Genomic DNA, 11,497 nt, shown 5'->3' on the forward strand with positions numbered 1-11,497 from the left:
CGCGGAGCGAGCCAGGTTAGCCGAACCGCAGTGCCGGCAACCCATCCAGCGCGGCGAAATCAGGCGCTTCGCCGATGAGGTTGTCGAAGCCGGCGAAATCGGCGGCGGTCAGCATCGTCAGCAGCGCGACCGCCCGCATCCCGGCACGCCTGGCCGCCTCGATGCCGTTCGGTGCATCCTCGAAGACGATGCAATCGGCAGCCGGCACGTCCATGCGCCGTGCCGCCTCGAGAAAAAGATCCGGGTTCGGCTTGCCGCGAAAGCCCTGCGAGGGCGCGACGAGCGTGGCGAAGCGCTCGCGCAGCCCGAGCTTGTCCATCACGAGATCGAGATTGCCGGGCGGTGCGGCGGTGGCGACGGCCATCGGCACGCCGGCCTCGTCGGCCCGAGCCATCAGGTCGAGCAGCCCGCTCACCGGCGCGACATGCGGGCCGTAGGCCTCGCGGTAGTAGAGTTCCTTGTCGTGGCCGAGCGCATCGATGCGCGCTTGGTCGGCGCCCGGAAACAGCGGCGCGAGGATCTCGGAGGAGGCCATGCCGGCCGTCTTCCTGAAGAAGGCATCGGCATCGAAGGGCAGGCCGTGCTCGGTGAGCAGCCGGCCCCAAGCGTCCTCATGGTAGCGCATATTGTCGACGACGGTGCCGTCCATGTCGAAGATGAGGGCGCGCGCCGGTCTATCGCTCGGCGTCATCGGGGCGCTCCTCCTCGGGCTCGAACAGGCCGGCAGGGGGCTGCGCCTCGATCCGCCGCGCAGCGATGTCGACGCGCGGCGCGCAGGCCTTGGTGAACGGCATCAGCACCGACCGGCCGTCCGGCGTCTCGATGTCGAGCAGGTCGCCGGCGCCGTAGTTCTCGACGGCGGTCACGGTGCCGAGAACGGCTCCCGCGGGATCGACGACCGCGCAGCCGATCAGGTCGGCCTGGAGGAATTCGTCCTCGTCCTCGGAGGGCGGCAGCCTGTCGCGGGGGACGAGGAGTTCGGTGCCATTCAGCGCCTCTGCGGCCTCGCGCGTCGTCACGCCTTTCAGCCGGGCGACGACGACCTCCCTGGCCGGGCGGATATCGGTAATCTCGTAGGCGCGGCCCTTGCGGTCGCTGAGCGCGCCATAGTCGGCGATCGCCAGCGGATCGCCGGTGAACGCCTTGATCCGGACCTCGCCGCGCACGCCATGCGGCGCGCCGATGATCCCGAGCAGGATGAGGGAGCTGTCAGTCATGTGGCAGGCCTCGCCGTCATGCCCGGGCTTGTCCCGAGCATCCATGTCTTGAACACCGCGCTGGCCGAACGAAGACGTAGACGGTCGGCACAAGGCCGACCATGACGCAAGGTCGCCAGCGCGATGTCAGAACCTGCTCACGCCTCGGCGGAAGCGTCCTCGGCCGGCTGGGCGGCCTTGGCGGCCTTCTTCTCGGCGCGCTCCTTGGCCTTTTCGCCGGCAACGGCCTTCTGCGGGTTGTTGCGCGCCGGGCGCTTGGTCAGGCCGGCAGCGTCGAGGAAGCGCAGCACGCGGTCGGTCGGCTGGGCGCCCTTGGCGAGCCAGTCCTTGGCCTTCTCGGCGTCGAGCACGACGCGCTCGGCCGAATCCTTCGGCTTCATCGGGTCATAGGAGCCGATCTTCTCGATGAAGCGGCCATCGCGCGGCGAGCGGGCGTCGGCGACGACGATGCGGTAGTAGGGGCGCTTCTTGGCGCCGCCGCGGGTGAGGCGGATCTTGAGGGACATGGGTCTTCTTCCTTTGGTTGAACGTTGATCTGGGGTTGAACGGTAAAGGCTACTTCTTCTTGCCGAACGGGTTGCCGCCCATGCCGCCGCCGAGGCCCGGCAGCTTCGGCATCATGCCGGCGGGCGGGGTGACGCCCTTGGGCAGGCCCGGGAAACCGCCCGGCGGCAGTTGCGGCAGGCCGCCGCCGGCGCCGAGCTGCTTCTGCAGTTCGGCGAGCTGCGCCGGGTCCATCTTGGAGGGGTCGGGCATGCCCGGCGGCAATCCACCGCCCATGCCGCCGCCCAGCCCGAACATGCCGCCGAGCTTGCCCAGCATGCCGCCCTTCTGCTTCTTCATGGCCTTCATCATGTCGGCCATGCCGCGATGCATCTTGAGCAGCTTGTTGATCGCCTCCGGCGAGGTGCCGGAGCCGGCGGCGATGCGCTTCTTGCGGCTGTTCTTCAAAAGATCGGGGTTCTTGCGCTCGGCCGGCGTCATCGAGTTGATGATCGCGACCTGACGGGCGATCATCTTGTCGTCGACCTTGGCCGCGGCGAGCTGGTTCTTCATCTGCGCCATGCCGGGCAGGAGGCCCATCACGCCGCCGAGACCGCCCATCTTCTCCATCTGCTGGAGCTGCATGCGCAGGTCGTCGAGGTCGAAATTGCCCTTGGCCAGCCGCTGCGCCAGCGCCTGCGCCTTGTCGGCATCGACCGTCTGCGCCGCCTTCTCGACGAGGCTGACGATGTCGCCCATGCCGAGGATGCGGTTGGCGATGCGCGAGGGATGGAAATCGTCGAGCTCGTCGACCTTTTCGCCGGTGCCGACGAGCTTGATCGGCTTGCCGGTGACGGCGCGCATCGAGAGCGCCGCGCCACCGCGCGAATCGCCGTCCATGCGGGTCAGCACGATGCCGGTCAGCCCGACGCGGGCATCGAAGGCACGCGCCGTGTTGACCGCGTCCTGGCCGGTCAGCGCGTCGGCGACGAGCAGAACCTCATGCGGGCCGGTCGCGGCCTTCACCTGCGCGACCTCTTCCATCAGCATGTCGTCGAGCGTGACGCGGCCGGCGGTGTCGAGCATCACCACGTCGTAGCCGCCGAGCTTGGCCGCCTCGATCGCGCGCCTGGCGATCTGCACGGCCGATTGGCCGGCGATGATCGGCAGCGTCTGCACGCCGACCTGCGTGCCGAGGATGGCGAGTTGCTCCATCGCGGCGGGGCGCCGCGTATCGAGCGACGCCATCAGCACCTTCTTCTTGTTGCGCTCGGTCAGGCGCTTGGCGATCTTCGCCGTGGAGGTCGTCTTGCCCGAGCCCTGCAGGCCCACCATCAGGATCGGCACCGGCGGCACGGCGTCGAAGCCGATGACCTCGCCCTCCCCGCCCAGCGTGTCGATCAGGACGTCGTTGACGATCTTGATGACCTGCTGGCCGGGCGTGACCGACTTCAGCACCTCGGCGCCGACGGCCCGCTCGCGAACCTTGTCGGTGAAGCTGCGCACGACCTCGAGCGCGACGTCGGCCTCGAGCAGGGCGCGACGCACCTCGCGGAGAGCCGCGTTGACATCCTCCTCGGTCAGCGAACCCCTGCGGGTCAGCCCCGAGAGGATGCCGGAGAGTCTGTCGCTCAGCGTGCCGAACATGCGGACCTGCCTGCCTTGCTTCAGGAAGCCTTCACCGCCAGAACCCACCCCCAAACGGTTTCGCGCCCGAGGGCGCAATCGCGCTGTCGGACGTTGACCTCCGGGCTCATGAAGCGGCTTGCGCGGCCCGGTCGGCGGATGTGGTTTCGGCGATGTCGGCGAAACGGATGGCGCGTTAAAGCGCGAGACCGCCGCAAAAGTCAAGTTTTGGGCACGCACAATCCCGGCCTACCCGACCTGTTCATGTCCAGCTCAGCCTGCCTCGTCCAATCCGGCCTTGAGAATGCCCGGATCGGACAGCATGCGCTGCCAAGACCCCCATGCGCTGTCACGACCAATCGCGAGACGAAGACCGATGCATCGCCGCTTTGCCCTGATCCTCCTGGCTTCGACCGCTCTCCTTGCCGGCTGCGCCGGCGAGCCGCGCCGCGAAGGCCGGCTCGATCCGCGCATCGTGGAGCGGCTGAACGCCGTCTCGCTCGATCCGGCCCAGGCCGGCCGCATCCTCAACGCCTATCGGGCGAGCCTCGGCCTGAACCCGCTGAAGCCCGACCCGCGGCTGATGGCGATGGCGCAGCGCCAGGCCGACGCCATGGCCGCGCAGAACAGCTTGTCGCACGATGCCGATGGCAGCTTCGCCTCCCGCGTGACGGCGGCCGGGCTCGATTCCGCCCGCACCGCCGAGAACCTCGGCGGCGGCTATTATTCGGCCGAGGAGGCGTTCGAGGGCTGGCGCAAATCGCCGGGCCACGACCAGAATCTGCGCTTGAAGGAGGCGACGCGCTACGGCATTGCCCTCTCCAAGGACCCGCGCACGCGCTATCGCACCTGGTGGGTGCTGATCGTTGCGAGCGAGCCGGAGGTGCGTCGCGAGATGGGCGCCCCCGCCCCGACGCAGACCATGTGGTTCGGCAACAACGCGCGTCCGGTACGCTGACCACCGTCCATCTTGCCACCGTCCATCTTGGCGCCGTCATCCCGGGCGAAGCGAAGCGCAGACCCGGGATCGGCGCGGCTGACGCGGCTTGTCCGGGGTGACGGAGCAGGGAGCCTCCAAGGCCCCCTTTACAAGCGCGCCAATCCGGTGATGGCTCTCCTTGCTGAAGCGGAGCCACCACCATGACCTTCGAAGCCTGGGCCACCTTTGCCGCCGCGACGGCGGTCCTTCTCGTCATTCCCGGCCCGACCATCCTGCTGGTGGTCTCCTATGCGCTCGGCCAGGGCTGGCGCACCGCGCTGCCGATCGCGATCGGCGTCGCGCTCGGCGATTTCACGGCGATGACGCTGTCGATGCTTGGCGTCGGAGCCCTGCTCGCCACCTCGGCGGGCGTCTTCACCGCCTTGAAATGGGTCGGCGCCGCCTATCTGATCTGGCTCGGCATCAAGCTCTTCCGGGCCGGCGGCACGCTCGACGCCAAGCCGCGCGAGGATGCCGCCCCCGCCTGGAAGATGCTGGGCCACGCCTGGCTGGTGACCGCCCTGAACCCCAAGAGCATCACCTTCTTCGTCGCCTTCCTGCCGCAGTTCCTCGATGCCAAGGCGGATTTCTGGACGCAGATGCTGATCTTCGAGACCACTTTCGTCGGCCTCGCCTTCGCCAACGCGCTGGGCTACGCGCTGGTCGCCTCCCGCGCCCGCTCGGTCATCCGCAATCCGCGCGCGATCGGCCTGTTCAACAAGGCCGGCGGCACGGCGCTGATCGGGGCCGGCATCGCGACGGTGGCGATCCGCTCCGGCAGCCATTGATCGATCGATGACGCACGACAAGGACGCCCAAACGCTCGATTTCTATGCGGCGGAAGCGCAGGCCTATGCCGGGCGCCCGCGCGAGGCCGAGCATCGCCGCATCGACCGCTTCGCCGGGAGGCTGCCGGCCGGCGCCCGCATCCTCGAACTGGGCTGCGGCGGCGGGCAGGACAGCGCCGAGATGCTGGCGCGCGGCTTCGATGTCGTCCCTACCGATGGCTCGCCGGAGCTGGCGGCGCAGGCGGAAAAGCGCCTCGGACGGCCCGTTCGCGTGCTGCTGTTCGAGGATCTGGCGGAGACCGCCGCCTATGACGGGGTCTGGGCCCATGCCTGCCTGCTGCATGCGCCGCGCCCGGCCCTGCCCGGGATCATCGACCGGATTCATACCGCACTGAAGCCAGGCGGCGTCTTCTATGCCAGCTTCAAGGCCGGGGAGGCCGAAGGGCGCGACGGCTTCGGCCGCTACTTCAATTACCTCTCCAGGGACGAACTCGCCGCAGCCTACGCCCCGCCCTCGCGCTGGGCCTCGCTGGCGATCGACGAGGATACCGGCGGCGGCTATGACGGCATGCCGACGCGCTGGCTCCATGCCCTGGCGGTCAAGCAGGCGTGATCCCCGGCAGGCTTGACCCCGGATCGCGACAACCTACCTCTTCCGGGCCATGAACCGCCGCAAGCTCCTCTCCGTCCTTGGTCCCGCCGCCTTGTTCGCCTCGGCGGGGACTGCCTGGGCGGCGGTCTCACGCTCGCGCAACCCCTATTATCAGGGGCCGGTCAGCGATCATTTCGACGGGCTCGCCTTCAGCGACGGACGCACGGCCAGCAAAGGCCTGCTCGACGTGCTGCGCTGGCAGACCGGAAAGCGGGAACGCGAGGCCTTCCCTGTCAGCTATCCGGCCCCGCCGCAGGACAAACCGCCCGCCAGCGTCGAGGGTGTGCGCATCGTCCATCTCGGCCACGCCTCCTTCCTCTACCAGATGGCGGGCCTGAATCTGCTGGTCGATCCGGTCCTGTCGGAGCGGGCGAGCCCCTTCACCTTCATCGGCCCGAGGCGCGTGAACCCGCCGGGCGTCGCCTTCGATGACCTCCCGGTGATCGACGCCGTGCTGGTCACGCACAACCATTACGACCATCTCGACATCGAGACGCTGGCCCGCATCCACCGCCGCGACCGGCCGCGGATGATCATGCCGCTGGGCAATGACACCATCGTCAAGGCGCGCATCCCGGATGCCCGGACGGAGGCGCATGACTGGTCGGACAAGCTTGCTCTCTCCGACGCGCTGACGATCACGCTGACGCCGACCTATCATTGGTCGGCGCGCGGGGCCTTCGACCGGCGCATGGCGCTGTGGTGCTCCTTCATCCTCGAAGCCGGGGGCATCAAGATCTTTCATGTCGGCGATACCGGCTTTCACGACGGCTCGCTCTACGAACGGCTCGGCCGCGAGCACGGCCCCTTCAATCTCGCCGTGCTGCCGATCGGCGCCTATGAGCCGCGCTGGTTCATGGCCGAAAACCACATGAACCCGGAGGAAGCCGTGAAGGTCATGCTGGCGCTGCGCGCCGAGCAGGCGCTCGGGCACCATTGGGGCACCTTCCAGCTTACCGACGAGGGCATCGAGCGCCCGCCCGAGGCGCTGAAGACCGCGCTCGCCGCCGCAGGCCTGGCCGAGGAGCGCTTTAGGCCGATGCGGCCGGGATTGAGCTGGACGGCGTAACCGCAACCATCATTGAGTTCAGAAGGAACCACTACGTCATCGCGGACATGCGGCCAAGCCGCGCCGATCCGGGGTCCATCGTAGAACGAGAGCGCCCTTCGATGGATCCCGGGTCAAGCCGGGATGACGGCGTGTTTTCGAGAAAAACCCGCGGACTCTAGCGCCTTTGCGCTCGTGAGCGCCTATTTCGGCTGCACGTAGACGTTGATCTCGAGGTTCGGATCGCCCGCATCGTTGAGGTCGCTGACATACTCCTCGAGGAAGGCGTCCTTCACCGTGATACTCTTGGCTTCGAGATAGGCGGTGATCGTCTCATAGGTCGAGTCGATGTCGTCATAGGGCGCCTGGTGCAGGAAGCGCAGCGCCGCGCCGGCCGGCGACGTGCCCATCTTGAAATCCGGGCCCAGCGCCGGCGCCTGCCCGCCGGGCGCGATCGCCACAGGCAGCATCGCCTCGAAGCGGAAGCCATCATCGGTCGTCTCGACGAAGAGCGAGAGCGGCCGGCCCGTCACCGCAAGGCCGGTCCGCTGCGCCTCGGCGCGAAGGGCACCCACCGCCTCGGAAAGCTGCTGGAAACCCTGGTCCCAGGTGGCCTGCCCGGCCCGCATCAACACGGGCTTCGGCGCGAGCGTCACCGACGCGACATCGGAGGTGTCTGCGGCTTTGGCCGCGAGCGTGGCGTTCGGGTCCGGCAAGCCGGTCTGCTGCTGCGTGGGCGCGGCGGGTCCCGGCTGTCCCGGCACCGGCAGGGTCGGCGGAGGCTGCACCGGCTGCGGCTCGAGCGGACCGGGAGGCGCCGGAGGCGGCTGCATGGGCTGCGGCGTCACGTTTGGCGCGGGCGGGGCCGGCTGGACCGGTTGCGGGCCGGGCTGGGGGTCCGGCACGGCGGCGGGCGGCGCCTGGTTCGGCGCGGACTGAGCCTGCGCCGGAGCGACGCCGGCAGGCGGCGCAAGCGGGCTCGCCTGCACGGCGGAGGGCGAGGCGACGGTGCTCTGCGCCGCTGCGGCGGCCGCGAGCCCGGCGACGCCGACTCCAGCCAGGAAACACATCCGGAAATACCGCATCGTCACGGCCCTGATCTTCAAGCGATTCGCCCCCTTGCGGCGCAACATAGAATGTCCACCTAGCGCGACAAGCGGGCATGAGGGTGGCTTTTTCACGTCGCCTCCGTCATAGACCGCGCATCTGTGGGGTATGTGACGACATGAACGCCCTGGCACATCGCCGGTTCCTGAAGATGAACGGGCTCGGCAACCAGATCACCGTGCTCGACCTGCGCGGCAGCAAGCATGTCGTCACGGCCGGGGAGGCCCGCGCCATTGCGGCCGAGCCCCGCGCCCGCTTCGACCAGCTGATGGTGCTGCACGACCCCAGGCTCGCCGGCACCGACGCCTATATCCGCATCTACAACACCGATGGCAGCGAGGCCGGCGCCTGCGGCAACGGCACGCGCTGCGTCGCCTGGGCCATGACCGCCGATGCCGCCATGGGCGACGCTGCCAAGACGCGGCTGATTTTGCAGACCAGGGCCGGGCTGCTCCCCGCCCTCCGCGAGAGCGAGGATGTCTTCACCGTCGATATGGGCGAGCCGCGCCTTGCCTGGGACGAGATCCCGCTGGCCGAGCCCTTCGCGGATACCAGCCGCTTCGAACTGCAGATCGGCCCGATCGACAATCCGACGCTGCACACGCCCTGCGCGGTCAACATGGGCAATCCCCATGCGGTCTTCTTCGTCGAGGACCCTTACGCCTACAATCTCGAGCAGATCGGCCCGCTGCTCGAAAACCATCCGATCTTCCCGGACCGCGCCAATATCGAGCTTGCGGCGGTGAAGGCGCCCGACCGCATCGTCATGCGCGTCTGGGAGCGCGGCGCCGGCATCACCCAGGCCTGCGGCTCGGGCGCCTGCGCGGTGCTGGTCGCCGCGGTCCGGCGCGAGCTCTCGGCGCGCAAGGCGGTGGTCAGCCTGCCCGGCGGCGACCTCACCATCGAATGGCGCGAAAGCGACGGACATGTGCTCATGACCGGCCCGGCGACCTTCGAATGGGAGGATACGCTCGATCCCGCCCTGTTCGAGACGGCCGCCTGATGGCGCTGGAGGTCGTCACCTTCGGCTGCCGCCTCAACATCGTCGAGAGCGAGGCGCTGCGGCTGAAGGCGGAGGCCGCGGGGTTGAAGGACGCCGCGATCGTCAACTCCTGCGCAGTGACCGCGGAAGCGGCGCGCCAGGCGAGGCAGGCGGTGCGCCGCCTGAAGCGCGAGCAGCCCGACCGGCCGGTGATCGTGACCGGCTGCGCCGCCCAGATCGAGCCCGCCCGCTTTGCGGCGATGCCGGAAGCCGCCCGCGTGCTCGGCAATGACGAGAAGCTCGACCCGGAGATCTGGTCCCGGCTCGCCCGCTCCAACAGCCTCGGCGAAGCCACCGCCGCTGCGGACGACAAGGTCGTGGTCGGCGACATCATGGCCCGCTCGCGCATCCGCCCGGCCCCGACCGGCCGCCTCTCCGGGCATACGCGCGGCTTCGTGCAGGTCCAGAACGGCTGCGACCATCGCTGCACCTTCTGCGTCATCCCGTTCGGGCGCGGCCATTCGCGGTCGCTGCCGCTCGCCGATGTCGTGGCGCAATGCCGCACGCTGCTGGAGGGCGGTGCCCGCGAGATCGTGCTGACGGGCGTCGATCTCACCAGCTATGGGCGGGACCTCGCCGGCATTCCCTCGCTCGGCCACCTCGCCGGGGCGATCCTGCGCGCCTTGCCCGAGTTGACGCGACTGCGGCTCTCCTCGATCGACGCGGTCGAGGCGGACGACGCGCTGCGGGCGCTGATCGCCGGCGAGCCGCGCCTGATGCCGCATCTGCACATCTCGCTCCAGCATGGCGACGACCTGATCCTGAAACGGATGAAGCGTCGCCACAGCCGGATGGATGCGATCCGTTTCTGCGCGGAACTCAGGGCGCTGCGTCCAGGCATCGTCTTCGGCGCCGACCTGATCGCCGGCTTCCCGACCGAGGACGAGGCGATGTTCGCCCGTTCGCTCGCGCTGATCGAGGAATGCGGGCTGAGCTTCGTCCACGTCTTCCCCTATTCGGCGCGCCCGGGCACCCCCGCCGCCCGCATGCCGCAATCGCCGGCTGCCCTCGTCGCCGAACGGGCGGCGCGCTTGCGGGAGGCAGCCTCCGCCGCCCATCGCCGCCATCTCGCCGCGCGCCGGGGCAAGCCCCTCAGCGTGCTGACCGAGCGCGGCAACAGCGGCCGGGCCGAGGATTTCACGCTGGTCCGCTTTGAAGGCCCGGTCGAGCCCGGCCTGATCGTCCCGGCCATCGGCCATGCCGATGACGGGCGCGCCCTGCTGGCAGCCTGATCGGCAGGAAGACGACAGGGCCGCCCGGTGGCCAGTGGGAGGGAGATACCGGGGCGGCCAAGCCATGCCCGCAATGGCCGACCCGGCGGTTGGACGCATCAGCGCGGAAAAGTTCAAGGCCCTCCGCGATTGTCATGCCCATCGGGCAGGCGCCTCGGCGGTTTCAGGGGATGATCTGCCCGGTGACGCGCTGCACCACGTTGTTGCAGTAGCCGCGCGGGTTCCATGGCATTGCGAGAGGCTGCGACCGCCCGCTGATATCGGTCGCTCTCGCGATGAGGGTGACCGGCCCGGGTCCCAACCCCTTCAGCTCGACCGAGAAAGGCCGCCAGGCGAAGGGCCCCTCGCCCGCCTCGAGTTCAGCCTCCCGCCAGGACAGGCCGTCATCGGCGGACACCGCGACAGAGGCGACCGGCGTCGCGCCGCTCCACGCAAAGCCGGCCACGCGCAGCGGCTCGCCCGACGTCACGGCGAAGCCGGAGAGCGGCCGGGTGATCAGCGACTTCACCGGCATGTCGGTGATGACGGCAAAATCGGCCGGGTCGAGCGGCTCGCCGGGGGCGATCGACCGGACCGGCAAGCGGTAATCGGTGCCCCGCATCTTCTCGCCGTCATGCTCCTGTGTGCGCAGGCTGATGCGGGAGAGCCATTTCTGCCAGGCCGAGCCCGGATAGCCCGGCGCCACGATCCGCAGCGGCCCGCCATGCAGATGCGGCAGCGGCCCGTCATTCATGCCGAAGGCGATCAGCGTCTCGGGCGCCAGCGCCTTTCCGATCGGCAGCCCGCGCGAGATCGCGTCCTTGTCGGGGTTGGCGGCGGAGCGGTCCGGGGAGTGATGTCCGGTATAGACCGCTCCCGGCTTCGGCGCCGAGGGCTCGAGGACGTCGGCGAGCCTGACGCCGGTCCAGCGCGCGCAGCCGACGGCGCCCAGCCCCCATGGCAGCCCGTCCGTCGCGGGCGAGAACTGGCCGCGGCCATTGCCGGCGCATTCGAGCACGGCCGGGATCGTCACGGTTTCGAAGCGCTGGCGCAGCCCCGCGAGAGTCCATTCGGCCGGCCGTTCCACCTCGCCGTCGATGGTCAACCTCCAGCTTTCCGGATCGGCAGGCTCCGGCAGCACGCCATTGTTGCGGATGAAGAAGGAGGCGATGGGCGTCAGCAGCGAATCGAGCTGCTCGACCGGCGGCTCGGCATTGAGCGCGGCATCCTCATGGATGTGCAGGCGGGGCTTGGCGCTGGCCAGCAGGGCGAGTTCGTCGGATCGGCGAGACAAGGAAGAACCTTCTCTTTCGGCGCCGTAGCGGCGCAGGAGAAACGTCGCCC

At 69.3% G+C, this 11,497-nt stretch carries 12 protein-coding genes; 6 read left to right on the top strand and 6 right to left on the bottom strand.

The window, feature by feature from the left end; genetic code table 11:
* Window positions 1–16: 16 nt before the first annotated feature.
* From BW981_RS06725 to ffh, 4 genes are all read right to left on the bottom strand, one after another.
* Window positions 17–691, bottom strand: a complete 675-nt coding sequence (locus BW981_RS06725) for an HAD family hydrolase (protein ID WP_076437438.1) — start codon at window positions 689–691, stop codon at window positions 17–19.
* On the bottom strand, window positions 675–1,217 hold the full coding sequence (gene rimM, locus BW981_RS06730; RefSeq protein WP_076437797.1) for a ribosome maturation factor RimM: 543 nt from the start codon (window positions 1,215–1,217) through the stop codon (window positions 675–677). The genes BW981_RS06725 and rimM overlap by 17 nt, the downstream gene beginning before the upstream one ends.
* Window positions 1,218–1,354: 137 nt before the next feature.
* Window positions 1,355–1,723 carry a 30S ribosomal protein S16 gene (gene rpsP, locus BW981_RS06735; RefSeq protein ID WP_076437440.1) on the bottom strand — a complete coding sequence of 123 codons (369 nt, stop codon included), beginning with the start codon at window positions 1,721–1,723 and terminating at the stop codon, window positions 1,355–1,357.
* A 49-nt stretch (window positions 1,724–1,772) separates the two neighbouring features.
* Window positions 1,773–3,347 carry a signal recognition particle protein gene (gene ffh / locus BW981_RS06740; protein ID WP_076437442.1) on the bottom strand — a complete coding sequence of 525 codons (1,575 nt, stop codon included), beginning with the start codon at window positions 3,345–3,347 and terminating at the stop codon, window positions 1,773–1,775.
* Window positions 3,348–3,702: 355 nt separating this feature from the next.
* Between ffh and BW981_RS06745 the strand changes: the two genes are divergently transcribed.
* From BW981_RS06745 to BW981_RS06760, 4 genes are all read left to right on the top strand, one after another.
* Window positions 3,703–4,284, top strand: a complete 582-nt coding sequence (locus tag BW981_RS06745) for a CAP domain-containing protein (RefSeq protein ID WP_076437444.1) — start codon at window positions 3,703–3,705, stop codon at window positions 4,282–4,284.
* Between the two features lie 182 nt (window positions 4,285–4,466).
* Window positions 4,467–5,093 carry a LysE family translocator gene (locus tag BW981_RS06750; RefSeq protein ID WP_076437445.1) on the top strand — a complete coding sequence of 209 codons (627 nt, stop codon included), beginning with the start codon at window positions 4,467–4,469 and terminating at the stop codon, window positions 5,091–5,093.
* 7 nt (window positions 5,094–5,100) lie between these two features.
* On the top strand, window positions 5,101–5,706 hold the full coding sequence (locus tag BW981_RS06755; protein ID WP_076437447.1) for a class I SAM-dependent methyltransferase: 606 nt from the start codon (window positions 5,101–5,103) through the stop codon (window positions 5,704–5,706).
* 49 nt (window positions 5,707–5,755) lie between these two features.
* Window positions 5,756–6,814 carry an MBL fold metallo-hydrolase gene (locus tag BW981_RS06760; RefSeq protein ID WP_076437449.1) on the top strand — a complete coding sequence of 353 codons (1,059 nt, stop codon included), beginning with the start codon at window positions 5,756–5,758 and terminating at the stop codon, window positions 6,812–6,814.
* A 182-nt stretch (window positions 6,815–6,996) separates the two neighbouring features.
* On the opposite strand, the gene BW981_RS06765 is transcribed toward BW981_RS06760, so the two are convergent.
* Window positions 6,997–7,899, bottom strand: a complete 903-nt coding sequence (locus BW981_RS06765) for a GyrI-like domain-containing protein (protein WP_139333653.1) — start codon at window positions 7,897–7,899, stop codon at window positions 6,997–6,999.
* Window positions 7,900–8,018: 119 nt separating this feature from the next.
* On the opposite strand from BW981_RS06765, the gene dapF reads away from it, so the two are divergent.
* Both dapF and mtaB read left to right on the top strand, forming a co-directional pair.
* On the top strand, window positions 8,019–8,903 hold the full coding sequence (gene dapF / locus BW981_RS06770; protein ID WP_076437452.1) for a diaminopimelate epimerase: 885 nt from the start codon (window positions 8,019–8,021) through the stop codon (window positions 8,901–8,903).
* Entirely contained in the window at window positions 8,903–10,174 is a 1,272-nt protein-coding gene (mtaB, locus tag BW981_RS06775) for a tRNA (N(6)-L-threonylcarbamoyladenosine(37)-C(2))-methylthiotransferase MtaB (protein ID WP_076437454.1), read from the top strand. The genes dapF and mtaB overlap by 1 nt, the downstream gene beginning before the upstream one ends.
* Before the next feature lie 163 nt (window positions 10,175–10,337).
* On the opposite strand, the gene BW981_RS06780 is transcribed toward mtaB, so the two are convergent.
* Window positions 10,338–11,447 carry a sulfite oxidase gene (locus BW981_RS06780; RefSeq protein WP_076437456.1) on the bottom strand — a complete coding sequence of 370 codons (1,110 nt, stop codon included), beginning with the start codon at window positions 11,445–11,447 and terminating at the stop codon, window positions 10,338–10,340.
* Window positions 11,448–11,497: the final 50 nt, after the last annotated feature.

Origin of the sequence: Allobosea sp. TND4EK4, from assembly GCF_900156025.1 — a bacterium.
Lineage (GTDB): Bacteria > Pseudomonadota > Alphaproteobacteria > Rhizobiales > Beijerinckiaceae > Allobosea.

Coding starts and splice junctions, on each gene's coding strand:
- BW981_RS06760 (WP_076437449.1), top strand. CDS start 5,756: ATGAACCGCCGCAAGCTCCTCTCCGTCCTTGGTCCCGCCGCCTTGTTC.
- dapF (WP_076437452.1), top strand. CDS start 8,019: ATGAACGCCCTGGCACATCGCCGGTTCCTGAAGATGAACGGGCTCGGC.
- BW981_RS06755 (WP_076437447.1), top strand. CDS start 5,101: ATGACGCACGACAAGGACGCCCAAACGCTCGATTTCTATGCGGCGGAA.
- BW981_RS06725 (WP_076437438.1), bottom strand. CDS start 691: ATGACGCCGAGCGATAGACCGGCGCGCGCCCTCATCTTCGACATGGAC.
- rpsP (WP_076437440.1), bottom strand. CDS start 1,723: ATGTCCCTCAAGATCCGCCTCACCCGCGGCGGCGCCAAGAAGCGCCCC.
- ffh (WP_076437442.1), bottom strand. CDS start 3,347: ATGTTCGGCACGCTGAGCGACAGACTCTCCGGCATCCTCTCGGGGCTG.
- BW981_RS06745 (WP_076437444.1), top strand. CDS start 3,703: ATGCATCGCCGCTTTGCCCTGATCCTCCTGGCTTCGACCGCTCTCCTT.
- BW981_RS06750 (WP_076437445.1), top strand. CDS start 4,467: ATGACCTTCGAAGCCTGGGCCACCTTTGCCGCCGCGACGGCGGTCCTT.
- mtaB (WP_076437454.1), top strand. CDS start 8,903: ATGGCGCTGGAGGTCGTCACCTTCGGCTGCCGCCTCAACATCGTCGAG.
- rimM (WP_076437797.1), bottom strand. CDS start 1,217: ATGACTGACAGCTCCCTCATCCTGCTCGGGATCATCGGCGCGCCGCAT.